19 protein-coding genes are annotated in these 24,932 nt (G+C 59.7%); 18 read left to right on the top strand and 1 reads right to left on the bottom strand.

Going from position 1 to position 24,932, the window contains the following annotated elements; all coding sequences use genetic code 11:
- Nucleotides 1–12 precede the first annotated feature (12 nt).
- From C1722_RS06060 to nadD, 17 genes are all read left to right on the top strand, one after another.
- Nucleotides 13–1,311 carry an MFS transporter gene (locus tag C1722_RS06060; protein WP_102378446.1) on the top strand — a complete coding sequence of 433 codons (1,299 nt, stop codon included), beginning with the start codon at nt 13–15 and terminating at the stop codon, nt 1,309–1,311.
- Between the two features lie 45 nt (nt 1,312–1,356).
- A complete protein-coding gene (locus C1722_RS06055) occupies nt 1,357–3,966 on the top strand; it encodes a molybdopterin-dependent oxidoreductase (RefSeq protein ID WP_102378445.1) in 2,610 nt (869 codons plus the stop codon).
- Nucleotides 3,967–3,971: 5 nt separating this feature from the next.
- Nucleotides 3,972–4,787, top strand: a complete 816-nt coding sequence (locus tag C1722_RS06050; RefSeq protein WP_102378444.1) for a 4Fe-4S dicluster domain-containing protein — start codon at nt 3,972–3,974, stop codon at nt 4,785–4,787.
- Between the two features lie 44 nt (nt 4,788–4,831).
- On the top strand, nt 4,832–6,244 hold the full coding sequence (locus C1722_RS06045; protein WP_102378443.1) for an SLC13 family permease: 1,413 nt from the start codon (nt 4,832–4,834) through the stop codon (nt 6,242–6,244).
- A 187-nt stretch (nt 6,245–6,431) separates the two neighbouring features.
- Nucleotides 6,432–7,670 carry a LysR family transcriptional regulator gene (locus C1722_RS06040; protein ID WP_102378442.1) on the top strand — a complete coding sequence of 413 codons (1,239 nt, stop codon included), beginning with the start codon at nt 6,432–6,434 and terminating at the stop codon, nt 7,668–7,670.
- Nucleotides 7,671–8,032: 362 nt separating this feature from the next.
- Nucleotides 8,033–8,950, top strand: a complete 918-nt coding sequence (locus tag C1722_RS06035) for a methionine ABC transporter ATP-binding protein (protein ID WP_102378441.1) — start codon at nt 8,033–8,035, stop codon at nt 8,948–8,950.
- Between the two features lies 1 nt (nt 8,951).
- Nucleotides 8,952–9,629 (top strand): methionine ABC transporter permease, encoded by a 678-nt coding sequence (locus C1722_RS06030; RefSeq protein WP_102378440.1) that lies wholly within the window; start codon nt 8,952–8,954, stop codon nt 9,627–9,629.
- A 116-nt stretch (nt 9,630–9,745) separates the two neighbouring features.
- A complete protein-coding gene (locus C1722_RS06025) occupies nt 9,746–10,597 on the top strand; it encodes a MetQ/NlpA family ABC transporter substrate-binding protein (RefSeq protein ID WP_102378439.1) in 852 nt (283 codons plus the stop codon).
- A 254-nt stretch (nt 10,598–10,851) separates the two neighbouring features.
- Entirely contained in the window at nt 10,852–12,195 is a 1,344-nt protein-coding gene (locus C1722_RS06020) for a glutamine synthetase family protein (protein WP_102378438.1), read from the top strand.
- 9 nt (nt 12,196–12,204) lie between these two features.
- Nucleotides 12,205–12,879: a winged helix family transcriptional regulator gene (locus C1722_RS06015; RefSeq protein ID WP_102378437.1), complete on the top strand. Its 675-nt coding sequence runs from the start codon at nt 12,205–12,207 to the stop codon at nt 12,877–12,879.
- A 184-nt stretch (nt 12,880–13,063) separates the two neighbouring features.
- Nucleotides 13,064–15,685: a DNA polymerase I gene (gene polA, locus C1722_RS06010; RefSeq protein WP_102378436.1), complete on the top strand. Its 2,622-nt coding sequence runs from the start codon at nt 13,064–13,066 to the stop codon at nt 15,683–15,685.
- A gap of 370 nt (nt 15,686–16,055) precedes the next feature.
- Nucleotides 16,056–16,625 carry a 50S ribosomal protein L21 gene (gene rplU / locus C1722_RS06005; RefSeq protein WP_102378435.1) on the top strand — a complete coding sequence of 190 codons (570 nt, stop codon included), beginning with the start codon at nt 16,056–16,058 and terminating at the stop codon, nt 16,623–16,625.
- Between the two features lie 19 nt (nt 16,626–16,644).
- A complete protein-coding gene (gene rpmA, locus C1722_RS06000) occupies nt 16,645–16,896 on the top strand; it encodes a 50S ribosomal protein L27 (RefSeq protein WP_102378434.1) in 252 nt (83 codons plus the stop codon).
- A 128-nt stretch (nt 16,897–17,024) separates the two neighbouring features.
- Nucleotides 17,025–18,419 carry a GTPase ObgE gene (gene obgE, locus C1722_RS05995; protein ID WP_102378433.1) on the top strand — a complete coding sequence of 465 codons (1,395 nt, stop codon included), beginning with the start codon at nt 17,025–17,027 and terminating at the stop codon, nt 18,417–18,419.
- 12 nt (nt 18,420–18,431) lie between these two features.
- Nucleotides 18,432–19,547: a glutamate 5-kinase gene (gene proB / locus C1722_RS05990; RefSeq protein ID WP_102378432.1), complete on the top strand. Its 1,116-nt coding sequence runs from the start codon at nt 18,432–18,434 to the stop codon at nt 19,545–19,547.
- Nucleotides 19,544–20,851, top strand: coding sequence for a glutamate-5-semialdehyde dehydrogenase (locus tag C1722_RS05985; RefSeq protein WP_102378431.1), 1,308 nt, complete (start codon nt 19,544–19,546; stop codon nt 20,849–20,851). The genes proB and C1722_RS05985 overlap by 4 nt, the downstream gene beginning before the upstream one ends.
- 1 nt (nt 20,852) lies before the next feature.
- Nucleotides 20,853–21,509, top strand: a complete 657-nt coding sequence (gene nadD, locus C1722_RS05980) for a nicotinate-nucleotide adenylyltransferase (protein WP_102378430.1) — start codon at nt 20,853–20,855, stop codon at nt 21,507–21,509.
- 51 nt (nt 21,510–21,560) lie between these two features.
- Here nadD and C1722_RS05975 read toward each other — a convergent pair whose 3' ends face one another.
- Nucleotides 21,561–23,249, bottom strand: a complete 1,689-nt coding sequence (locus C1722_RS05975; RefSeq protein WP_102378429.1) for an FAD-dependent oxidoreductase — start codon at nt 23,247–23,249, stop codon at nt 21,561–21,563.
- Nucleotides 23,250–23,444: 195 nt separating this feature from the next.
- On the opposite strand from C1722_RS05975, the gene C1722_RS17575 reads away from it, so the two are divergent.
- On the top strand, nt 23,445–24,899 hold the full coding sequence (locus C1722_RS17575; protein WP_279611963.1) for a helix-turn-helix transcriptional regulator: 1,455 nt from the start codon (nt 23,445–23,447) through the stop codon (nt 24,897–24,899).
- The last annotated feature ends 33 nt before the right edge of the window (nt 24,900–24,932 follow it).

Genomic DNA, 24,932 nt, shown 5'->3' with positions numbered 1-24,932 from the left:
TTAGGGGGATTTATGGCATCATCCGTTTCTCGTTATGGCGTGCAGAGTCGCCAGCTCGACTCGACGGAGCGTTGGCTGTGCTTCGCTGCGTTGTTCTTCCTCGGCTTTACTGCGACGTTCAACCAGTTCAAAGCCGCACCTGCTATCCAGTTCATCGGTGCCGATTTGGGAATGTCCGTTGAGATGCTCAGCCAGATCATGGGCGTGTTCTCCATTGCCGGTATGCTGCTGGCCTTTCCCGGCATGTTCGTCATGCAGCGCCTGGGTGTAAAATTCTCCATCGTCGTTACGTCGGTGTTGCAGCTGGTCGGTTCTCTCATCTGCGTATTCGCGCCCGATACGGCGTTGTTCTTGGTGGGACGCACGCTCGAGGGCGTAGCCTACGGCTTGATTTGCGTCATCGGCCCCAACATCATGCCCCGTCTGTTTCCCTTGAAGGATCAGGGTCTGTGCATGGGCGTCTGGTCGCAGTGGACGCCCGTTGGCGTGGTTATCGCGTTCTTTACGGCTCCGATGATCTTCGATGCTGCCGGCGGGGCCGCGCTTGCGTTCTCGTGGAGACCCATCTGGTACGTTTCCATCGCCATGGAAATCGTATCCATCGTGTGGCTGCTGGCTTGCTGTAAGATGCCCGCCATTCCTGAAAACGAGTTGGTCGACGGTGATCCCACCCGCCGCAAAAAGCCGGGCCGCAACTACATGCTGGCCGGTTTCGTGGTGTGCGCGTTCTTTTTCGTATGGGTGTTCGACTACGTTGCGAACATCAACACTTTGTATCCGACGTTCCTGCAGAACGTCAAAGGCCTGAGCGTATTCGATTCGGCCATGCTTCCCAATTGGACGGCTATCATTTCCATACCGCTCGGCATCGCGTTCGGCGTGGTTGCCGACAGGCTTAACTTTCGCAAGTGGATGATCGCCGGCGGTTATCTTCTGGTGGCCCTGTGCATGGCGTTCTTCTACTTTACCCCCGGTACCGACATGACGGGCCCCTGGATTGCAAGCATCCTCATGGGTTTGTGCGGCGCGCTTGTGCCCACGGGAACCCGTGCCATTGCCCCGGTGCTTGTCCCCGAACCGAAAAAAACCGATCTCGTGCTGGCCACCATGGCGTTTGCCACGGGCGTGGCGCAGGTTGTGGGCGGCTACATCGTTTCGCCCATCGTTGCGAACGCGGGGTGGCAGGCGAACGCGCAGTTCGTTTTGGCGCCGCTCGCCGTGCTTGCCGCTGCAGCCGTCATCGTGTTCGTCAAGTCCGACAGAAAGATTTCCGAGGTGCGAGCCGAAGAACGCGCTCGTCTCGAGCAATAGCCTTACATCGAAAGCGAACGAGAGAAGAGAGAAAGGGATCAGACGTTGATAATTTCCGAGAAAACCGTCGTGCACAACCTCGGGTTGGAGTCGTTCGGGGGAGGTGCGAACATCGTCGCCGCCGATGTGCTGGATGGCAGGCTTGCGCGCATTCGCCCCGTTCACTTTGAAAACGACTATACGAAAGAAGAGCTTAATTACTGGACCATCACCGGTCGCGGCGGCAAGACGCTCGAGCCGGGAATGAAGTCGTATATGCCACCGTTTCCGCTGGTGTACAAGCGGCGCACGTATTCCAAGAACCGCATTCCGTATCCGATGAAGCGCGTCGACTGGAATCCGGGGGGCGATCGGCATCCGGAGATGCGCGGTACCAGCAAGTACGAGCGTATCAGCTGGGACGAGGCATGCGAGATCATCGCAAAAGAAATAAAGCGCGTGCACGACGAATACGGCCCGAATTCCATCCTTTGCCAAGCGGACGGCCACGGCGAGAGCAAGGCGATCAATACTCCGCACGGCTGCATGACGCGTCTTTTGGGGGAATGCGGCGGCTTCACCATCCAGAACCGCAACCCCGACAGCTGGGAGGGCTGGTACTGGGGGGCGAAACATGCGTGGGGCATGGATCCCGTCGGGCAGAACACCCATTCTACGAATACTGCTCAGGATATCGCGCAGCATTGCGATGCGCTTCTGTACTGGGGGTGCGATCTCGAGACCACCACGTGGGGCTGGGGCGGCCAGATGGCTTCTCGCATGGCGTTTTGGTTCGAGGACTGCGGCATCAAAAACATCGCCATCGCTCCCGATTGCAACTACACGGCTGTCGTGCACGCCGACAAATGGTTCCCCGTGTTTCCGAATACCGATGCCGCGCTGCAGCTGGCTATCGCGTATGTGTGGATGACCGAGAACACGTACGATCGCGAATACATCGAAACGCACTCCGACGGCTTCGACTGGTTCGAGTACTACGTGCTCGGCAATGAAGACGGCGTACCTAAGTCGCCTGAATGGGCCGAGCCCATCTGCGGAATTCCCGCGTACCGCATCAAGGCGCTCGCTCGTTACTGGGCGAGCCATGCGGTCTCCATCGCGCACTGCAACGGCGGCTCGTTTATCCGTGCGGCGTTCGCCCACGAGCCCGCTCGCTTGGAAGTGTATCTGCTGGCCATGCAGGGCGTGGGCAAACCGGGCCGCATTTCCATCAAGTACATCGAATGGGTTCTGTTCGGCATGTCGTCGTGCAGCCCGCTGCCCCTTTCGAAGGTTATCCCCAACACGGCAGCCTGCTACAACGGCCCCCTCATCGGCCAGGGCGGCGACAGTTTCGTTCCGAAGGTGCATATTCACAAGGCTCTGCGCGGCGAGAAGCTGGAGTGGTACGGGCACGGGACGGCTGCCGATCCGCGCGCAGACCAGTTCAAGCACTTCCGGTTCCCGCTCGAGGGCGATGCGGGCGTGAAGATGTTGTGGTCGGACAACCCGGCATTCACGACCAGCCTCAACGGCGGCTACGAGTTCCAGGATGCCCTGAAGAGCGAGAATCTGGAGTTCTATCTGGTGCAGGCCCCGTGGTTTGAAGACGACGCCCGTTTTGCCGATATCGTACTGCCTATCTGCACGAAGTTCGAGGTCAGCGATTTCGGTACCGACAACGACTCCGGGCAATGGAGCGCCGTCACGTTTGAGGAGGCCGCAATCGATGCGGTTGGGGAGGCGAAGTCGGATTGGATCGCCGTGCAGGAGATCGGCCGAGCGCTCGAAAAATTCGGCGGGGTGTACGAGGGCGTCGTGCAGCGCATGACGAAGGGCAAAACCATCGAACAGCAGGTGAAGGAGGGCTACGAAGCTTGCGGCATTCCCGAGGAAGATCGCGACTTCGAGGCGTTCAAAAAGCGAGGCTACCAATTGATTCCCACCGAAGAGGGGTGGGAAGACCAGCCGGTCGGCCTGGCCCCGTTTGCGGAGGATCCGGCAGCTAATCCGCTCGAGACGCCGACGGGCTTGATCGAATTCTACTCGCAGCCGTTGGCGACGATGTTTCCTGACGACGAGCTGCGCGGTCCGGTTGCGCATTGGCGCGAATCGGGCGACGGCCATGATGACCGCCGCAGCTCCGATCGTGCGAAAAAATACCCGTTCCTCATCGTGTCGAACCATCCGCGTTGGCGCGTGCATGCGGAGTTCGACGATGTCGAATGGTTGCGCGAGATTCAAACGTGCAAGGTCATCGGCCCTGACGGCTATGCATACGAGCCGCTGTGGATGCATCCGACTGACGCGGCGAGCGTGGGCGTGGCCGACGGCGATGTGGTGAAGGTGTACAACGAGCGCGGCAGCGTGCTGGGCGGCGTTCGCGTGACCGAGCGCATTCGTCCCGAAGTCGTATACATGGATCACGGCGCAAACTCCGACGTTATCGTGTCGGGTGTGGGCGGACTCGATCGCGGAGGCGCCATCAACCTCATCTGCCCGACGGCGACGACATCGAAAAACGCTGACGGTGAAGTGACAAGCGGCTATTTGGTGGGCGTGGAGAAGGTCGACGTGTTCGAGCTCGCCGCGAAGTATCCCGAAGAATTCAACAGGAACCGGTACTACGACGCTTCCTACGGCCAGGACGTACGTGATTACATCGAGGGGGCATAACGGGTATGAAGGCACTGATAGTTGATCTGAACAGGTGCAACGGCTGCTACAACTGCCAGCTTGCTTGCAAAGACGAACATTGCGAAAACGATTGGGCTCCTATCGCCCTCGCGCAGCCCCAGACCGGGCAGTTTTGGTGCCGCGTGGACGAGGAGGAGCGCGGTCGCATGCCGGTCGTGCGCGTGGCGTATACGCCCACGTTCTGCGGGCATTGCGACGCGTGTCCCCTGATCGGGTTGGCACCCGAAGCGGTTTATCGTCGCGAAGACGGATTGGTGGTCATCGACCCCGAAAAGGCGCGTGGACGCCGCGACCTTGCCGAGGCTTGCCCTCTGGGCATGGTGTACTTCAACGGCGACGCCCAAGTTGCCCAGAAGTGCACGGGTTGCGCGCATTTGCTGGATAGTGGCTGGTCGCAGCCGCGCTGTGTCGATGCTTGCGCGACCGATGCACTGCGTTGGGGCGATATCGAGGACTTCGCCGACGAGATTGCCGCGGGTGCTGCGGACGAGCGTCTGGAAGGCCTGGGCTCGCATGTGTACTACGTCAACCGTCCGAAGCGCTGGATTGCCGGCACGGTGGCGAATCGCGGTGAGAACGAGGTGATCATCGGCGTACCCGTAACCATCTTCGATGCGGATGGCGAGGTTGTTGCGCAGGTGGAGACCGACGAGTTCGGTGATTTTCGCTATTGCGAGTGCGAGAAAGCGTCATATCGCGTACGCATAGAGGCGCCGGGCTACGATGCGGTCGAGTTCGATGCCGACTGCGCCGATCGAGACGTTGTGCTCGATGACGTATTCGTGGACATGCTGCGCTAGCGTCTCCCAACAGCTTTCATTGGCAAACGATCGAAGGGGAAGAAATGAAGGAGAAATCGGCGGTTATCCGCTTCGGGATTATCGCACTGGGAGTCATCGTGCTCGTGGCGCTTGGTGTGACCCCAACACCAGAGGGATTGAGCTGGGCTGGGAAGATGTCGCTGGGCATTTTCGTGGTGGCGATCGTGTTCTGGGTTACCGAGGTCATGCCCATCGCGATAACGGGGTGGGCTATGGTCGGTCTGGTTCCCCTGCTGGGCATTCTACCCGCAGCGGATGCTTGGACGGCCTCGATAAACAATGCGATCATCTTCTACCTGTGCTGTTTCGCATTCGCATGCTTCGTTGCTCGGTCTTCGTTCGCCGTGCGTTTGACGGGTGTTATCCTCAGGTGGGCCGGCACGAACTCTTCGCGCGTTCTGCTGGGTTTTATGGTTGGCACGGCGCTCATCTCTACGCTTATGGACAACTTGCCGCTGACGGCTGTCATGTTGCCCATCGCGTATGCGGTACTCGATGCCAACAACACCCCCACGGGCGGTAAATCCGCTTTTGCCAAGTGCATAGCGATCGGCATTCCGTGGGCTGCCGCTCTGGGCGGTGCCATGACTCCTTCCGGCTGCATCATCAACGTGTTGGCCATGTCGCTGATCGAGCAGAATTTCGGCGTGCACATCAGTTTCGTTCAATGGATGGCCTTCGGCGTGCCGCTCGCCCTTATCACCATTCCGGCCGGCTGGTTCGCGCTCATCAAGATCTTCAAGCCCGAAGCCTTGAGTCAGGAGGCGGTCGATACCGGCATCAAGCGCGCTTCCTCGTTGGGAAAGCTGCCTCGCCACGAGATTGCCGGCTTGGTCGTTATGCTGGTCACCATGGTTATCTGGATCGCAAGCTCTTGGGTCACCGCTATCGACATCACGGTCGTCAGCCTGCTCGCCCTTGGCCTCATGTTCTTCCCCGGCGTCGAAGCCATCAAGTTCAATCACTTTTTGGAAGATTCGCCTTGGGGCATGATGCTGCTCATGATGGCTGTCAACGTTTTGGTGGCCGCGCTGATGGGCACGGGCGCCACCGCTTGGCTTGTGAGCGTCGTGATGGCGCCGATGACCGCATGGCCGCTCATCGTTACGCTCATCGCGCTGTCTGTGCTTGGCTGCCTTCTGCATAACGTTATTCCCGCAGGTCCCGCATGCGCCGGCCTTATCGCCGTACCGTTTGCGACCATCGTGGCAAGCATGGGAGGCTCCATTGCCGCAACGTGTGCCATGGTCGGTTTCTGGTCTGCCATTGCGCTCATGCTCCCGCTCGACGGCGTGCCGCTGCTGTCCTACTCGAGCGACCGCAAGTACTTCAGTTTCGGCGACATGGTGAAAGTCGGCTGGGCTCCCAGTTTGGTGATGGTCGTCATCACGGTGACCATCACTCCGATGACCGCCGGCTTGCTCGGCCTTCCGTAAAGCCTTCGGGCTTTCAGGGTGGCCCGCGTAGGCGGGATATCGGTCCGAGGTGTTGTTTCATGCCCGATTGCGGTTATAATCGCAATCGGGCATCGGGGCATCTGCGCGCGAGCTGCTTGCCTGCCTTCGACGAAGGCTTCTCGGTGCAAACCCTTCGCGCGCGGATAGCGGCTCTCAGGGGGTTGTCATGCAGACGAACTATCTGAAGTACTTTGTCGACGTTGCTCGGCACGGGTCCATTTCGGCTGCGGCCAATATCAATTTCATATCTTCGCAGGGGATGAGCCGGTCGCTCGGGGTTCTGGAAACCGAGTTGGGTTGCAAGCTGTTTCGGCGCACGTCGAACAAAATGGTGCTGAACCGCTACGGCGAGGCGCTGTTGCCGTATGCCAGCGAAATGCTGCGTGCGCAAGCGGACATGCTCGCATGCGTCGCCGAACTCAGTGCGGACGAGCAACGCGGCGAAGACGATGGGGTGGTCGCCTACCTGAACAACGTGTGCTTCGATTCCGCGTTCTTCGGCCCGTTGGTAGACAGCTTCGACGAGGTCTCCGCGCGTGCCCGGTACTTTCAGTGCGACAACGACGAGGTGGTGGAAAAGCTCTTGTCGTCGGATGAGGGCGATCCCGTCATCGGGTTGCTGTGCCTGTTCAGCATCGACGAGGAGCGAAACGCGCACTTCGTCCGCTCTTTGCAGCAGCAGGGGTTCAAATACCAGCCGTACCTGCATTCCTACGATGAGGTGCTGGTTTCGAAGGGGTCCGATCTCGCCAAGCGGCCGGCATTGTCGAGAGCCGATATCCTGTCGAAGCGGTTGATCGTGCCGAAGGGAGACATTCGGCGCGTTGTGGAATCGAAATTCGGAAGCGACGCGATATCGATGGTTACGAGCGACAACTCCTTTCGCTTCAAGGTGGTCGCTGCCGACGAGGCCATCTCGGTGGTACCTGCGTTTTACAAGCTGCTCGACCCGCTCAACATCATGCGCGACAACGATTTAGCCACCGTTCCCATGAAGGATCCGTACTATCTGGAAATCGGGTTTGCCGCCCGTCCCGAGGTGCTCGACAGCCTGTTCATCAAAGATTTCTTCTCCAAGCTCAACTCGTATTACCTCGCTTTCTCCAACTCCCAGTACATGACGCTGATCACGAGCGATTTGACCGTGTACCGCCCGGACGGGACGTTCGACGAGCGCTCGGATGCCGAATCGCTCAACGCCATCGAAGACCGGTTCGGGATATCTCCGCGCGAGCGCGATGTGTTCGAGTGCTTGGCCGAAGGCGATACGGCCATGGCGATAGCCGACAAGCTCTACATATCGACTGCCACAGCCAAAAGCCATATCTACAGCATTTACAAGAAGCTCGGCATTCATTCGCAAAACCAGTTGCTTGGAATCGTAGAGGCGGGGAAGCGATTCTGAGCGGATTCGAGATATCGGGCCGCAGGCTCGTGGCTCGAGGTTCGTCGGGCGGGCATGGTGCCGGGATAAGCCGAATGCCTTTCCCCGCTGCGGGTCGCTTCGCCGTCTCGATTGCTTCCGATATCGGTTCCAGATCAGGTCGGATCGCTCCGAATTGCGGTTTAACGCTTGACATCCCGAGAGCTTCGTCTAATATTGACCCGTTATGAATTTCGAATTCGTACATAGCATGATGATGTGCATGCCCAAGCCTGGGTTCGTCGGCGTGCGCGCGGACACTCAGGCCTAGCTTCACGCGGCCATATCTCAACCATGTACGGCCGCATATCATGTTAGTTATTCTGTACGAGGTAATCTGAACAATGATCCAGATAGAGCATCTGTCTAAAACATACGATGGCGCATCGAAGCACCATGCGTTGATCGACGTCGATCTGACGATCGAGGATGGCGATATTTTCGGCATCATCGGTGAATCCGGTGCGGGCAAATCGACGCTTGTTCGCTGCATCAACCTGCTCGAGAGACCCACGTCGGGCCGTATCGTCATCGACGGCGAAGACGTGACGGGCTATTCAGGCAAGCAGCTGCTCGAGCTGCGCAGCTCGATCGGCATGATATTCCAGAACTTCAGCCTGTTCCAGCAGCGCACGGTTCTGAAGAACGTGACGTTTCCGCTCGAGCTCGTCCACGAGAAGCGGGAGCATCGCGAGAAGCGCGCGTACGAGCTTTTGGAGCTGGTCGGCTTGACCGAGAAGGCGAAGAGCTATCCGAGTCAGCTCTCGGGCGGCCAGCAACAGCGCGTTGCCATAGCCCGCGCCCTTGCGAACAACCCGCGCGTCATGCTCTGCGACGAGGCAACGAGCGCGCTTGACACGCGTACGACCATATCGATCCTCAAGCTCCTGAAGGACATCAACGAGGAGCTCGGGGTGACGATGGTGGTGATTACGCATTCGCTTGCCGTAGCCGAAAAGATATGCAACAAGATTGCGGTCATCGACAAGGGCCGCATCGTGGAAACGGGCGAAACCGCCGCCGTGTTCTCGAACCCGCAAAGCGCGGTAACCCGCGAGCTCTTGGGAAGCGACTACCTGCCCGGCGATTTCGACGGGTCTGCCGGGACGTCGGCGTCCGGAACCGACGCGCGCGGGAGATCCGCCTCGACGATTCTCGCCGACGCGATCGATGCGGCTTCGAATCCGTTCGTCAACGCGGGGAGGCCCGAGGTTCACGCCTCGACGTCCGAGGGCAAACCTGCCGGAAGGCGGGTGAAGTAGCATGGAGTGGCTTCAGGGGTTCTTCGCCGATTACGGGGTCATGCTTGCTCAGGAGACGTGGAACACCATCCTGATGATGCTCGTTCCGACGGCGGTCGCCTATCTGGTGGGCATCCCGATCGGCGTACTGCTGCTCGTTTCTGCCCCCGGGGGTCTGCGCCCGCATCGTGTCCTCAACGCGGTGCTCGGATGGATCGTCAACATCGGGCGCTCCATTCCGTTCGTCATCTTCATCGTCGTGCTCATTCCTGCAACCCGTATCGTTATGGGCACGTCGCTCGGCGTTGCCGGCGCGATCTTTCCGCTCGCCGTCGCGGCGATTCCGTTCGTGGCGCGCATGGTGGAGCAGAGCTTGGCGGAAGTCGATAGCGGGCTCATCGAAGCGGCTCAAAGCTTCGGCGCGAATATTTGGCAGATCGTCATGAAGGTGTACCTCAAGGAAAGCGTGCCTTCGCTGCTTCGCGGGGCGGCGATCTCCCTCATTACGCTTCTGGGCTATTCGGCTATTGCGGGCATGATCGGCGCCGGCGGCTTGGGCGACGTGGCGGTCAGGTACGGCTACCAGCGCTATGAAGTCGAAGTCATGATCGCCGCAGTCCTCATCTGCATCGTGCTCGTTCAGATCATCCAAAGCATCATGAACGTGGTCGTTCGTCGTGTCGACAAGCGGAGCAGATAGCGCGTTCACCGTTATCGTCCGTCGTCAGACTGGGTTTTACTTCGTACATGTACTAGAATCCGAGATTCGTACACAGCATTCGTGTACCGTTTTTTTGAAAAGGGAAGGGTTATACCATGAAACTGAAAAATGTTGTAAAGATCGGCCTTGCTGCCGCATTGGCATGCGCAACGCTTGGGGTGCTTGCCGGCTGCGGATCGAACGGTTCGGGGGATTCCGCCTCGAACGGCTCTGCAGACGACAAGGTTATCAAGGTCGGGGCTTCTCCGGCACCCCATGCCGAAATCCTCGAGCAGATCAAGGCCCAGCTAGCCGATGAAGGCTATACGCTCGAGATCCAGGAATTCTCCGATTACGTTACGCCGAACACCGCGCTGTCCGATGGCGAGCTCGATGCGAACTACTTCCAGCACATCACCTACCTCGAAGACTTCAATGCCGAGCGCGGCACCGATCTTGCCTCTGCGGGCGGCATTCACTTCGAGCCTCTGTGCGTCTATCCCGGCAAGAGCGCGAGCTTCGATGCGCTTGCCGACGGTGCGAAGATCGCCGTGCCCAACGATGCGACCAACGAGGCGCGCGCTCTTCTTCTGCTTCAGGATGAGGGCCTCATCAAGCTCAAGGACGGCGCCGGCCTGACGGCGACGAAGAACGATATCGCCGAAAACCCGAAGAACATCGAGATCATCGAAGCTGAAGCCGCAGCGCTTCCGCGCACGCTCGACGACGTCGATCTGGCCGTCATCAACGGCAACTACGCTATCGGCGCCGGCCTCGATCCTTCGACCGCCATTGCGAGCGAGGAAACGGATTCCGAAGCTGCCGAGAAGTACGTCAACGTGGTCGCCGTGCGCTCGGGCGAGGAGAGCTCCGAGAAGATCCAAGCGCTCGTGAAGGCGCTTCAGAGCGATACGGTCAAGCAGTACATCGACGCCACCTACAACGGGGCGGTTGTCGCAACGTTCTAGCGCCGAGCACGGAGTTGCGATGCCGGATGGGCGCTTGTGGGCGTCTCCCGGCGAGGCTGATGTCGAATGCCATACCTGAAATCAAGGGCCGATCTCGCGGGGATCGGCCCTTTCTTCTCGTGTGCTTTCCGGTTGGCATTCCGGATACCGCTCCTTGAAACACGCTCGAAACGATCCTCGCTATAATGGAATCACCATAGAAAGCAGCATCGTACTTTGGCGACGCGCCGTACCGCGACCGAAAGAAGGCAACCATGGCGACAAACCCCGATCAGGATTTCGTGCTCAAAACCATCAAGAGCCGCGACGTCCATTTCGTCCGCTTCTGGTTCACCGATGTGCTCGGCACGATGAAATCGTTCGCCGTTATTCCAAGCGAGCTCGAGAACGCGTTTGCCGAGGGGATGGGTTTCGACGGCAGTTGCGTCGAGGGCTTCTGCCGTACGCAGGAGTCCGACATGCTCGCCTTTCCCGAAGCCTCGACGTTCCAGGTGCTTCCGTGGCGCCCCGACTCGAATGCCGTTGCACGTATGTTCTGCACGATCAAGACGCCTTCGGGCGAGGCGTTCGAGGGCGATACGCGCAGCGTGCTCAAGCGGGTCGTCGATCAGGCCGCCCAGATGGGCTACGCGTTCAACGTAGGCCCCGAGCTCGAATACTACTATTTCAAGGATTCGGAAGGCACCGAAGTGCTCGACCGCGGCGGATACTTCGATTTGACCTGCCTTGATTCGGCGAGCGATCTGCGCCGCGATACCGTGCTCACGCTCGAGAAGATGGGCATTCCCGTCGAGTACTCCCATCATGAGAACGGCCCCTCCCAGCACGAGATCGATCTGCGTTACTCCGATGCCCTTTCCATGGCCGACGCCGTCATGACCTACAAGCTCGTCGTGAAGGAGATCGCGATGAAGCACGGCGTCCACGCTTCGTTCATGCCCAAGCCGATGGCCGGCGAAGCGGGAAGCGGCATGCATGTGCACCAAAGCCTGTTCGACATGGACGGCAACAACGCCTTCTTCGATCCCGACGACGCGCAGGGCTACAATCTGTCGAAGGTGGCCAAGCACTATATCGCGGGCCTTTTGAAATACGCCCCCGAGTTCTGCGCCATTACGAACCAGTACGTGAACTCGTACAAACGCTTGGTCGATGGCGGGGAAGCGCCCCTCTACATCTCGTGGGCGCAGCGAAACCGCTCTACGCTCGTGCGCATTCCCGGTTACAAACCCGGTAAGGAAAGCGCGTGCCGCATCGAGTTGAGGAGCCCCGATCCCGCTGCTAACCCCTACCTTGCCTTCGCCGCGATGCTTGCGGCGGGACTCAAGGGCATTGAAGACGAGCTCGAGCTGCAGCCTCCGACCGAGGATCGCGATCTGTTCCGGCTCTCGCGCCAGGAGCTGCGCAAGCTCGGTTTCGCGACGTTACCCGACAGCCTCGGCGAAGCCGTCGAGCTGTTCGCGTCGTCCGACTTCATGCGCGAAGTGCTTGGCGAACACATCCACGGATACCTGGTCGAGGCGAAGCGCGAAGAGTGGAACAGCTATCAGCGCAACGTGACCCAATGGGAGCGCGATCGCTATCTGGCTGCCCTATAGGAGGCGCGCATGCAGAGAAAACAGGTCATATTTATCGCGGACAGCCTCGATAACGCCCACAAATTCCAAGCGGTGCTTTCGGCTCTCGATGTCGATGTGGCGGCTGGGTCGTCGGTGCAGTTCAAGCGGTTGCTCGAACAGCATCCCGGATGCGATCTCGTTGTGTTCGAGGCGCGCGGCGATGCGCTGCAAAACGTATCGCGTGCCGAGTCGACGTTGCTTGAGGACGGCTGCGGATCGCTTTTGGCGATCGTCAACGAGGATCAGCTCTCGGAGTTTCGGCTTCCCGTTCAGGTGAAGAGCGATTTCGTCGTGCACGGAGCGAGCCCCGACGAGTGCTCGGCGCGCATCCGTCAGCTTCTATGGCCGGGCAACGAGAGCTCGACGTCGGATTACATCGCCGTCGATGCGATGACCATCAATCTGGCAACCTATCAGGTAAAGGTCAACGGGGAGCCGCTCGATTTGACGTATCTCGAATACGCGCTGCTTGCATTCCTCGTCACGCATCCGGGGCGCACCTATTCGCGCGACGCGCTCCTGCGGCGCGTGTGGGGTTTCGATTACTACGGCGGCTCGCGAACGGTCGACGTGCACGTGCGGCGCGTGAGGGCGAAGCTCGGCCCCGATCTGGCGCAAAGACTCGAGACGGTACGCGGGGTGGGCTATCTTTGGTCCATGTAGGATCGGTCGGGGCCGCGTATCGCGATCTGTCGCAGCCTTGGCGGCTCCATCGGCTTGCCGCCGAACGACGCCGCCGTAAGCGACGCGGTCGTGTGATCCACGGCTCTTTTCGGCAATGCGGTATCGCCACGATTCGAATCTGTTCTATACTTTCTCGGGACACAAGATAACGGAGGACGCACAGATGTCGAAAAAGATCGCCGTCATCGACGGAAACTCGCTGATGCACCGAGCCTATCATGCGGTGCCCCCGACCATGAACGCCCCCGACGGCAGGCCCACCAATGCCGTGTTCGGCTTCATCTCCATGCTGCTGAAGTTCGTCGAAACCGAGCAGCCCGATGCGATCGTCTGCGCGTTCGACGAGGGCCGCCCGGCGTTTCGCATGGAGGCAATCGAAGCGTACAAGGCGCAGCGTCCGCCGATGGACGACGACCTCAAGGTGCAGTTCCCTATGATCGAAGGCTTGCTCGATGCGATGGGCATCCCCGTCGTGCGCGTCAAAGGCTGGGAGGGCGACGACATCCTCGGAACCATCGCGTCGCGCGACGAGGCTCTCGGCTTCGAGACGCTGCTCGTGACGGGCGATAAGGACGCCTATCAACTGGCAAGCGAGCTCACCCGTATCGTAACCACCAAGAAGGGCATTTCCGACGTTGCCGTGTACGGGCCCGCAGAGGTTGTGGATCGCTACGGCATCGAGCCTTCTCAGGTACCGGATTACCTCGGTCTCAAGGGCGACCCGTCCGACAACATTCCGGGCGTGCCCGGCATCGGCGAGAAAACCGCTTCGAAGATCCTGCAACAGTACGGATCGCTCGAGGAGGTGTACGCGAATCTCGATAAGTTTCGCGGCAAGCAGCTCGAGAACCTCCGCGACAACGAGGATGCGGCGTTCGCGAGCCGCAAGGTTGCGACCATCGTGCGCGACCTCGATTTCCCGCTCGACCTCGAAGCGGTATCGTTTCCCTCGTTCGACGAGGCGAAGGTGTCGGAGGCGTTCGGCGCGCTGCGCTTCAACGCTCACCTGAAAAAGGTGCTCGCCCTTGCAGGCGGCGGGCGCAGCCAGGTTGATTTGAGCTGGGAGCCGATTACGCGCGGGGGCGAAGCGCTTGTCCTCGTCGATGAGGCTCTGAGGGCGGGCGAGCGGGTCGGCGTCGCTTTCGAGGAGAGCGATCAGGCGTCGTTGTTCGACGCAGGGTTGACGTTGGCTGTCGGGACGTCGGGGGGAACGGCGTTGTTCGAGCAGGACGATGCGCTCGCGGTGTTTGCCCGCATCGTACGCGAGGGATCGTTCGCGGCGCTCGACGTGAAGAAAACCGTGCAGTACGTCTATCCCGCCGACACCTCCGCCAAAGGGCTCGTCGACGATCGGGACCTGCTTGCGATGGATGCGTTCGACCTGGGGCTCGCTGCCTACGTTATGAACTCGTCGGTTAGCGAGTATACCTATAACGCCCTGCTTGACGGGTACTGCGGCGGTGTTATGCCCGAAGCGGAGAACGACGAGCAGGCTGCCGCTATGAGCGCGGCCGCCGCACGGGCCTTGATCGGGCCTTTGAAAAAGGCGCTCGAAGAGGACGGGGGCTGGGAGGCGTGCGGCGAGATCGACTTCCCGCTCGTTGCGGTGCTCGCTATCGTCGAGCGCACTGGTGCCGCGATCGACGTGGAGCGCCTCAACCGTCTCGGAAGCGGCACGCAGGAGGATCTCGACGAGCTTTCCGCGCAGATATACCGCATTGCGGGCGAAGAGTTCAACATCGACTCCCCGAAACAGCTCGCCCACATCCTGTTCGACGTTCTCGGCCTTACGCCGATGAAGAAGACGCAGCGGGGCTATTCCACGAACGCAACGGTGCTCAAAGAGCTTGCCAAGGTCCACGAGCTTCCCGATCTCATCATCAGGTATCGCGAACTTGCCAAAATCAAGTCGACCTACATCGATGCTCTGCCGCGGATGCGCGGCGGCGACGGGCGGCTCCATACGTCGTTCAACCAGACGGTTACGACCACGGGGCGCCTCTCGTCGTCCGATCCGAACCTGCAGAACATTCCGGTGCGTACCGAATTCGGCAGGCACATCCGCGAGTGCTTCGTGCCGCTCGATCCGGCGCACAAGTTCCTCTCGGCCGACTACTCGCAGATCGAGCTGAGGCTCTTGGCTCACCTTTCGGGTGACGAGGGGCTCATCGAAGCGTTTTGCTCGGGTGAGGATTTTCACGCCCGCACCGCGTCTCGCGTATTCGACATCCCCGTCGACGAGATCACTCCAGAGCTTCGCAGCAGGGCTAAGGCCGTCAACTTCGGTATCGTGTACGGGCAGCAGGCGTTCGGGCTCGCCCAGAGCCTTGATATCCCGTATGCCGAGGCCAAGGAGATGATCGAGCGCTATTTCGCGGCGTATCCGGGCGTGCGGACCTACCTCGATCAAACGATCAAGGATGCAACGGAAACGGGCTTCGCCGTGACGATGTTCGGCCGTAAGCGCCATATCCCCGAGCTCACTTCGGGAAATCAAGTGCAGCGCGGATTCGGCGAGCGCACGGCCATGAACCATCCCATGCAAGGTTCGGCTGCCGATATCATCAAGCTGGCGATGAGCCGCGTCGAGCGGCGCTTGGCGGAAGGCGGCTTCAAAGCGAAGCTCCTCTTGCAGGTGCATGACGAACTGGACTTCTCGGTACCCGAAGACGAGATCGAGGCCCTGTCGGCCATGGTGCGGGATATCATGGAACATGCAGCCGAGCTCAGGGTTCCCCTCGACGTCGACGTTTCTTTCGGCGATAACTGGGCCGAAGCCCACTGAGCTCCTTCGGTGGGCGGCATCCGGCGACACGGGTTTCGCCCGCTGCCTTGACGGCTGTTCGCCCGTTGCGGCGGCTTTGCCCGGACGGTGCTCTCCGCCCGGTGTCGCCGATTGCTTTGAACTGCGAAAACATGTCAGTATTGTGCTGCTTGCCATCTTGCGGTGCGCAAGTGTTTTCCCCTGGTATGATAGGCACCGCCCAAAACGGCAGTATTTTCACGGCTTATGCGGGATGCGGAAGCCAAGATCTCGCTCGGCATCCGAGTTTTGTGGGTCTTCGGAATAAATGCCGCTCGTTTTATTGACTTGGGCATTGGCGGCTGATAAGATATCGCCTTGCGTTTTGACACATTTCAAGGAGAAATAACTAATGTACGCTATTGTGAAAACCGGTGGAAAGCAATACAAAGTTGCTCCCGGAGACATTCTGGAAGTTGAAAAACTCGAAGTCGAGCCGGGCAAAAAGGTCGAGCTTGAGGCCATCTGCGTCGTCGACGGCGACAAGGTCGAGGCCGATCCGGCCAAGGCTGCCAAGACCAAGGTCGAAGCTGTCGTGCTCGAACAGTTCAAGGGTGAAAAGCAGCTCGTCTTCAAGTTCAAGAAGCGCAAGAACTACAAGAAGATGCGCGGCCATCGCCAGAACCTGACCCGCATTCAGATTGCGGCCGTCGGCTCCGCTAAGGCGGATGTCAAGGCCGACAAGCCTGCAGCCAAGAAGGAGGCTCCCGCCAAGAAAGCCGAGGAGAAGCCCGCTGCAGAGAAGAAGACGGCAGCGAAGACCGCGGCGGCGGAAAGCAAGCCCGCAGCTAAGGCGACTGCCGAAAAGAAGCCTGCGGCCAAGAAGACCGCAGCTAAGAAAGACGACGCGGCCGAGAAGCCCGCAGCCGAGAAAAAACCGGCAGCGAAGAAGACCGCAGCCAAGTCCGAAGACGCTGAATAAGTAAGGAGGAGGATTCGACATGGCACACAAGAAAGGTCTTGGATCTACCCGTAACGGCCGCGATTCGCACGCACAGCGTTTGGGCGTCAAGAAGTTCGGCGGCGAGAACGTGACCGCCGGCAACATCATCGTTCGTCAGCGCGGCACCCATTTCCATCCCGGTGAGAACGTGGGCCGCGGCAAGGACGACACCCTGTTCGCCCTCTGCGACGGCACCGTCGAGTTCACCAAGGGCAATCGCCGCAAGGTGCACGTCCGTCCGGGCGCATAGCTCAAGGCGCAACGGCAGCGTACATTGACCGTGTACTTTGTGCCCCCTGCTTCGCAGGGGGCATTTTCATATACAATGGAAGAAACATCTGCAGGCATTCGCACGCATCCGAGGAGTACAGCACATCCATGTTTATCGATAAGGTACGTATATTCGTAAAGGGCGGCAACGGAGGCGCCGGCTGCATGTCGTTTCGCCGCGAGGCCCATGTTCCCAAGGGCGGTCCCGACGGCGGCGACGGCGGCCACGGCGGCAATGTGATCGTCGAAGCCGACGCCGGCGTCTCCTCGCTCATCGACTACCGCTTCAAACACCACTTCAAGGCGACGCGCGGCACGCATGGCAAAGGGTCGAAGATGCACGGCGCGAACGGCGATGACCTGGTGCTCAAGGTGCCGGTGGGCACTGTCGTCCGCGAATACTTCGAAGATGCGCGGGAGACGGGCGAATTGATCGCCGATCTTACCCACGATGGCGAGCGGGTCGTTGTGGCGAGCGGCGGCATCGGCGGTCGCGGCAACATCCACTTCGTAACGCCGACCCGTCGTGCCCCTGCGTTCGCCGAACTCGGAGAGCCGGCCCAGGAGGGTTGGATCGAGCTCGAGATGAAGCTCATGGCCGATGCTGCGCTCGTAGGCATGCCGTCTGCGGGCAAGTCGTCGCTCATCTCCAAGCTGAGCGCGGCGCGCCCGAAGGTTGCGGATTACCCGTTCACAACGCTGGTGCCCAATCTCGGTGTGGCGCGCAGCGGAGATTACAGTTTCGTCGTTGCCGACATTCCCGGCCTCATCGAAGGCGCGCACGAAGGCAAGGGGCTCGGCCATGAATTCCTCCGCCATATCGAGCGTACGGCGCTCATCGTACACGTGGTCGATCTGACGGGCGACTACGAGGGGCGCGATCCGCTCGAAGACTACCGCGTCATCAACGAGGAGCTCGCTTTATACGCCGACGAGCTTGCGAAGCGCCCGCGTATCGTTGTTGCGAACAAGATCGACGTTGCAGGTACCGAAGAGGCGGCCGACCGGCTTGCGGACCTGGTGAGGGCTGATTCGATCGAGGCTGCGGGCGGCGATGAGTTTGCCCCGAGCCCCGTCGATCCGAAGCTGTACCGCATCAGTGCGCTTACCGGCGAGGGCGTTGAGCAGCTCAAGGCGGCTATCGCGGCGAAGGTCCATGCTTTGCGCGAAGCGGCTCGCGAGGAGCTTGCCGGCGAGATCCAGTACGATCATATCTGGGAGCATAGGCGGGAGGAGCGCGATAAGCGCTTCGAGGCGGTCAAGCTCTCCGATAACATCTTCCGCGTGCAGGGCCCCATGATCGAGCGCATGGTCGTGCAGACCGACTGGGAAAACGACGAGGCGATCGCGTTTCTCCAGCATCGTCTCAAGCGGGCGGGCGTTGAAAAGGCGCTCGAGCGCGCAGGCGCCGTCGACGGAGACGAGATCCGGATCGTCGGGCGTTCCTTCGAGTTCGAATCGGCGCAGACCGCGGAAGATATATACAGGGACCTCGATATTTAGGATGCGGTTTGCGTGGGTAGGAAAGTCGTCATAAAAATCGGATCGTCGACGCTGACCACAAGCGAAAGCTCGATCGACTACGAGTTCATGAACGCGCTCGTCGACCAAGTTGCCCGCGTGCGCGCACGCGGCTGGCAGCCCATCGTGGTGACCTCTGCCGCGATCGCCTGCGGACTCGAGGCGCTCGGGATCAAGCGGCGGCCGAGCGACATGCCGAGCTTGCAGGCGGCGGCTTCGGTGGGGCAGAGCGTTCTTTCAACCGCGTACGCGGAGGCGTTTCGGGCCTACGGCATCACGACGTCTATCGTGCTTTTAACCAGGCGCGATACGGCCGATCGAAGCGCGTACCTCCATGCTCGCGATACGCTGTCGCGCCTGCTCGAACTCGATGTCGTACCGATCGTGAACGAGAACGATACGGTGTCGGTCGAGCAGATACGTTTCGGCGATAACGACACGCTCGCGGCGCTCGTAGCCTGCCTGGTCAATGCCGACCTCATGGTGATCCTCTCCGATATCGACGGACTCTACGATGCGAACCCGCATTTCAACAGTGATGCGAAGCTCATCGAGTGCGTCGAGAAGATCGACGAGTCGATCATGGGCGTTGCCGGCGAGGCGGGAACCACCGTCGGGTCCGGCGGGATGATAACCAAGATCAAAGCGGCGCGCGTGCTCATGGTTGCGGGTATCCAGATGGTCATCTGCAACGGGCGGGAGCCCGAAGCGCTGCCTCGCATCGTCGGCGGCGAATCGGTGGGGACGAGATTCGTGGCGGCGAAAAAGCCGCATGAGATCACACCTAAGAAGCTCTGGATTGCGCTCGGCGATTCCGCGCGCGGCGCGCTTATCGTCGATGCGGGTGCGAAAACGGCGCTCATCGAAAGAGGCAGCTCTCTTCTTCCCGTCGGCATCGCTGCGGTCGAGGGGGGCTTCGAAGCGGGCGACATCGTGGATATCAAAGATGTGGCGGGCCATCTGTTCGCCCGCGGCAAGGTGTCGGCCTCAAGCGACGAACTCGAGCTTGCGCAGGGCCTGTCCCAGCAGGCGCTCAAAGCGAACCGGTTGCTTGCCGGTCTTTCCCATAAACCGGTGGTTCATCGAGATGAATTGGTGGTGTTCGAATGACGGATCAGATGCGTATGGCGGAATCGGTGCGCGACATCGCCCTTGCGGCGAAGGCTGCCGCGCAGAAGCTCGCGACGACATCGGGAGTCGAGCGCAACGCCGCGCTCGATGCCATGGCTCGCGCGCTGCGCGAGCATACAGGCGAGATCGTGGCCGAGAACGAAGCCGATATGGATGCGGCGCGCAGGGCGAATACGAGCGAGAGCCTGCTCGATCGCCTCATGCTCGACGCTTCGCGCATCGAGGCGATGGCGGCGGCGCTCGAGGATCTCATGCGCCTGCCGGATCCGTTGGGTGCGGTGCAGATGCAGAGAGAACTGGAAAGCGGCATCGATTTGAAGCGCGTGAGCGTACCGCTCGGGGTGGTCGGCATGGTATACGAAGCGCGTCCGAACGTGACGGCTGACGCTGCGGGCATCTGCATCAAAACGGGCAACGCCTGCGTGCTTCGCGGCGGATCCCTTGCAGCCCGCTCCAATGCGATCATTGCGCACGTACTCCATGATGCGACGATCGGTGCGGGCATGCCTGCAAACTGCATCCGCGCGATAGAGACGACCGACCGTGCGGCAACCGATGAGCTCATGGCACTTCACGGTATCGTCGACGTGCTCATTCCCCGCGGGGGAGCAGGCCTTATTCGGCACTGCGTCGAGCATTCCAAGGTGCCCGTCATCGAAACGGGAACGGGCAACTGCCACGTATACGTGCACGAATCGGCCGATTCGGCTATGGCCCGCGCTATCGTGCTGAATGCGAAATGCCGCCGCTACGGGGTGTGCAACGCCGCTGAGACGCTGCTCGTGGATCGCTCGATCGCGCACGATTTCCTGCCTGGACTGTTCACTGCTTTGGCAAACGAAAACGTGCTGCTGCACTGCGACAGGGAGTCGTACGACTGCGCGGTGCAGCTTCGGGATGCGGACGGCCGAGCAGACGCGGGGATACGTTTCGTCGAGGCGACCGACGACGATTGGGCGACCGAGTATTTAGCCCCTGAGATCGCGGTTAAGTGCGTCGAGGGCGTCGATGAGGCGATCGAGCACATCAACCGGTACGGAACCATGCATTCTGAGGCCATCGTCGCAACCGACGAGAACGCTGCGAATCGCTTTACGGCCGGCGTCGATGCGGCGGCGGTGTACGTGAACGCTTCGACGGCTTTCACTGACGGGGGAGAGTTCGGCATGGGTGCCGAAATCGGCATTTCCACGCAGAAGCTCCATGCGCGCGGCCCGTTCGCACTCGAGGCCCTTACCTCGTACAAATACGTACTCAACGGCTCGGGGCAGGTGCGTGCGTAGCATGGCGGTCGTATCAGAGCGCTTCGATGGGCTCGGACTCGACGATCCCGAGAAGACGTTTCGCCTCGGTGTCATGGGCGGCACGTTCGACCCCATCCATATCGGACATCTTGCTTGCGCGGAGCAGGTGCGCGAGGCGTACGGCCTCGACGCCGTCATCTTCGTTCCCGCGGGAAACCCGGTGTTCAAGCGCAATCAGAAGGTGACCGCGGCGGCCGACCGTTTGGAGATGTGCCGCCTTGCGGTGCGCAGCAACCCCGCGTTCGATGCGAGCGCGATCGAGATCGAACGGGGCGGCGACACCTACACGGTCGACACTCTCAGGCAGCTTCGATCCCACTATCCCGACAACGTCGAGCTGTACTTCATTACGGGTGCCGATGCGGTGTTCAGTATCGTGAAGTGGCGGGAAAGCTCAAAGATCGCCAAGCTTGCTAAGCTGATCGGCGTGACGAGGCCGGGGTACGCGCTCTCGGATGAGAAGAAGCGCTTCCTCGCCGAGCAGTCCGATTTCTCGGTGTCCTACACCGAAATCACGGCGCTCGCGATATCCTCGAGCGATCTGCGCGCTCGCGTGCGCGAGGGCAGGTCCATTCGCTACCTCACCATGCAGTCCGTGTTCGATTACGTCGCCGAGCACGGGCTCTACCGGAGCTGAACGGGGAAGCCCGACGATGGCCGGGCTTCCCTTGCGTCGTATCGTGCCGGTTTATTCCAATCCGGCGAGCTCGCGTCCCACGAGGTAACCCCATGTGACGCACCGCCCGTGGCTGACAGCGCTTAAGTGATGCGGATACGTTCCGTTGAACATGCTCCCGCTGACGTTTCCGAGCGCGTAGAGGTTCGGGATGACCGAACCGTCCACGCCGAGGACTTGCGCGCGAGCATTCGTTCTCAGTCCGTTGACGCTGACGAGGCAGCACCCGCTTTCGTCAACCGCATAGTAGGGCCCCTCTTCGATGGGCAGAAGCGCGGTTGGGTTCTTGCCGAAATCGACATCTTCTCCGAGTTCGCATAGTTCGTTGTACCGGGCTACGGTCTTCTCGAGGTTTTCGTAATCAATACCGCACTTGCTTGCAAGGTCTTCGAGGGAATCGCCTTCGATGAGCACGTCCTTGATCGAGTCGTACATGTCCTCGGGCGTCCAGGGGGCGCCGCCTTTTGCTTTGTCGAGCGCCGAGAGGATGTCTCCGGACATAATGACGAATCCATGCGCTCCGGGCTGGTACATGATTGCGTTTGACATGTACTCGAAAGAAAGGTTTTCGTTTACAAAGCGCTCTCCGTTCTCGTTCACTCTCAGAAACGCAAGCATGGCTCCGTTTGCTCGGTTGCCGGTTTTCGCTCCAGCGGGATCGTTCATGAGGATATGCGGGTAGTCGTCTTCTGCGGCACCCGCCTCGAGGCCCATAAGATGGCCGTCGCCAGTGTTGGTCAGCGTCGGATTGATCCAGGCATAAACAGCTAAATCGCGGGGGCGGATGGTCTTGCTCATGATGTCCCAGTTGTACTCGTAGCCGCCCGTGGCGAGCACGACGCCTTTCGATGCGGTGAACTGAACGTAGCCGTCGGATGTCTTGGCAACGACTCCTGCGACGGCGCCGGAATCATCGCTTGCGAGTTTGCACGCTGGGGTTTGGTAACGGAACTCGGCACCAGCTTCCTCGGCTGACGACACCATTGCTTCGACGAATGAGGCGATGCCCTTTTCGACGCGTACGCCGGTCCCCCATGTGGTTACTCCGGCGAATACCGAATTGTCGCTGGTACAATAAAAATCGCCGCATGCGTCGCCTACTGTGTCCATGCCCCAGTCGAGCGCTTCGCCCGATCGTTCGACCCATGTTTCCCAAACGGTGCGATCGCAGCGAAAATGCGCCGTCTCGAGCGCATCGTTGAGGAAATCATTGCCGTCAAGTTCAATCCCGGCTGCTTTGTGCGCCCGGTCGCCTATCGCCCCGATTTCAGTTCCACGGGCGGCAAACGTGTTGCCTTTTTCGAGGACAACCACCTTGAGCCCGTTTTGAGCCGCTGAGGCGGCGACCGTCGATCCGGAGATGCCGGCCCCGCAAACAACTACGTCGCATTCGATGGTTTCCGTAATCTCGCTAGGGTCGATTTCTTGCGAAACGAACGACACCTCGGATCCTTGCGGTCGGGAAAACTCCAAGCCGCAAGGATTGGGGAGCAACGTCTCGTTCGAACCGGAGCTGCTTGTTTGGGTGCTGTCATTAACTGGCGTTTCGGATGCTCCTCCTTGCGAATTCGCTTGCGACGAGCATCCCGACAATCCTCCCGCAAGTGACATTGCCGCGATGGCGGTTGCGCCGACAAACCCACGGCGCGATATGCTCTTTGCGCTGCGGTGCTTTGGCTTGTCTGATTCGTTTCGTTTCATGGTGCCACCCTCCTTGTAGTATGAGCTGAGGGGGCAATGCGATCGGTGCTATACTTTCGTTTGTCGCCGAAAAAGTCGTTTCGCATTGCCCCCGCCCTGCTTACCGGGCGTAGCGAGTATAGAAAGCGAGTGCGTACAATGGCATCCTACGAAACGGCCAAACATGAGGGCATTCCTGTCCACCAAAAGGTAGGAATGGAAATTCATAAGCTTCTCATCAGCGGAAACGCTTTGCTTTATATTTTTGGCCTCGCTTCGTTCTACGCATGGAACCTGATCGATATCTACGCTCAGCCCATAGCCGTTTCAACGATTGGCGCTGGCTGGAGCCTATGGGGATCGACGGTGGTCTCGTCGGTTTGCAATACTGCGGGGTACGTAGCCATAGCCCTGCTGCTGTTCCGCGCGAGACGTTTCAAGGTGATTGCGCTCGCGGCTGCCTTTATTGCGGGAATCAGCGGAATTGCGGTGTATGCGCTGTCGATGGGGCTTCCCGAGTACGGTGAGGCGTTTTTCTTCGGATATCGGGGGATCAGCAGGATCTGCGCCGCATGCGTGATCGTGGTATGGGGATCGAAGTTCAGCTCGCTCGGTTCGGTACGCATAACCGTATTCACGCTCGCTTCGTTTCTCATAGCCTGCGTAGCGTACCTTGCCGTTGATGCGACGGAGGGATTTCTGAGGGTAGCGCTTATCTCCCTATTGCTCCCCGCATCGATGGTTCTGCTTTTCAGGGTTCAACGATCTTCCGCTCCGAAGGCTACCGATCTAGAGCATCCTCGTTCCTTCATCTCCACGACATGGCGAGTTCTTCTCGTGTTCTACATGTTCGGTGTTGTTACCTGGATAGTGATCTTGAACTCGCAAGCTCGACTTGGGTACGGTGAACCGATGGGCTCGATTGTTGCGATGGCGAGCTTTGCCGTCGTTTTCGTGCTTCTCGTCGTCTCGCTGGTTCTCGGATCGACATTCTCCCTTTCCTATATCTACAAACTGGTTCTGCCGATGGTGATGGCCGGGGTTGCCCTGATTATCGTGTTCAGCTTCGAGCGGAGCATAGGACCAGCCTTCGTATCTACGGGGTTTACCTGCTTCGATTTGTTTTGCTTTGTCATGATTGCCGATGCCGCCAACAAAACGAAAGCAAACCCTATCAGGGTATTTGGTTGGTGCCGCGCGATCGAGAGCAGCCTTCCCCTACTCTCGATCGGCATAATCTTCATTGCCCAGAACGTATTCGGAGTCGAAGAGAACACCCTCATCTATCTCTTTGCAATCGCCTGCATCGTCGTCATGAGCGCTTCTGTAATACTGGAGAAAAACGGCATATTCGAGCGTGCGCACCTGAATCCCTCGATTGAGTATCCTCGGGCGGAAGTTATCGTTTTCGCGCGCCAATGCGAGAAGGCGATAGACGTGTATGCTCTTTCGGCTCGGGAAGCGGAGGTGTTGAGCCTTTTGGTTCGGGGGAGAAGCGTACCTCATATCGCCGAGCGGCTCTATATTGCGCGGAGTACCGTAAAGACCCATATCACGCGTATTTACCAGAAGATAGGAGTCGAGAGCCGACAGGAAATGATCGATGCTATCGAATCGCTTGACGTTTCAGTCGTTGATGCAGGCGAGGATATCGAATCTCGCGTTGACTGAAACGCGGTTGCGAACGGGGAACATTCTTGCGAA

The sequence above is a fragment of the Raoultibacter timonensis genome (assembly GCF_900240215.1).
In the GTDB taxonomy this organism is placed as follows: Bacteria; Actinomycetota; Coriobacteriia; order Coriobacteriales; family Eggerthellaceae; genus Raoultibacter; species Raoultibacter timonensis.
Note: the sequence above shows the minus strand (reverse complement) of the source record. Positions and strands in the feature narration are given on the sequence as shown.

What these genes read in the sequence shown, in the direction of transcription:
- C1722_RS06060 (WP_102378446.1), top strand. Translation starts at nt 13, where the DNA reads ATGGCATCATCCGTTTCTCGTTATGGCGTGCAGAGTCGCCAGCTCGAC.
- C1722_RS06050 (WP_102378444.1), top strand. Translation starts at nt 3,972, where the DNA reads ATGAAGGCACTGATAGTTGATCTGAACAGGTGCAACGGCTGCTACAAC.
- C1722_RS06045 (WP_102378443.1), top strand. Translation starts at nt 4,832, where the DNA reads ATGAAGGAGAAATCGGCGGTTATCCGCTTCGGGATTATCGCACTGGGA.
- C1722_RS06040 (WP_102378442.1), top strand. Translation starts at nt 6,432, where the DNA reads ATGCAGACGAACTATCTGAAGTACTTTGTCGACGTTGCTCGGCACGGG.
- C1722_RS06035 (WP_102378441.1), top strand. Translation starts at nt 8,033, where the DNA reads ATGATCCAGATAGAGCATCTGTCTAAAACATACGATGGCGCATCGAAG.
- C1722_RS06030 (WP_102378440.1), top strand. Translation starts at nt 8,952, where the DNA reads ATGGAGTGGCTTCAGGGGTTCTTCGCCGATTACGGGGTCATGCTTGCT.
- C1722_RS06025 (WP_102378439.1), top strand. Translation starts at nt 9,746, where the DNA reads ATGAAACTGAAAAATGTTGTAAAGATCGGCCTTGCTGCCGCATTGGCA.
- C1722_RS06020 (WP_102378438.1), top strand. Translation starts at nt 10,852, where the DNA reads ATGGCGACAAACCCCGATCAGGATTTCGTGCTCAAAACCATCAAGAGC.
- C1722_RS06015 (WP_102378437.1), top strand. Translation starts at nt 12,205, where the DNA reads ATGCAGAGAAAACAGGTCATATTTATCGCGGACAGCCTCGATAACGCC.
- polA (WP_102378436.1), top strand. Translation starts at nt 13,064, where the DNA reads ATGTCGAAAAAGATCGCCGTCATCGACGGAAACTCGCTGATGCACCGA.
- rplU (WP_102378435.1), top strand. Translation starts at nt 16,056, where the DNA reads ATGTACGCTATTGTGAAAACCGGTGGAAAGCAATACAAAGTTGCTCCC.
- rpmA (WP_102378434.1), top strand. Translation starts at nt 16,645, where the DNA reads ATGGCACACAAGAAAGGTCTTGGATCTACCCGTAACGGCCGCGATTCG.
- obgE (WP_102378433.1), top strand. Translation starts at nt 17,025, where the DNA reads ATGTTTATCGATAAGGTACGTATATTCGTAAAGGGCGGCAACGGAGGC.
- C1722_RS05985 (WP_102378431.1), top strand. Translation starts at nt 19,544, where the DNA reads ATGACGGATCAGATGCGTATGGCGGAATCGGTGCGCGACATCGCCCTT.
- nadD (WP_102378430.1), top strand. Translation starts at nt 20,853, where the DNA reads ATGGCGGTCGTATCAGAGCGCTTCGATGGGCTCGGACTCGACGATCCC.
- C1722_RS05975 (WP_102378429.1), bottom strand. Translation starts at nt 23,249, where the DNA reads ATGAAACGAAACGAATCAGACAAGCCAAAGCACCGCAGCGCAAAGAGC.
- C1722_RS17575 (WP_279611963.1), top strand. Translation starts at nt 23,445, where the DNA reads ATGGAAATTCATAAGCTTCTCATCAGCGGAAACGCTTTGCTTTATATT.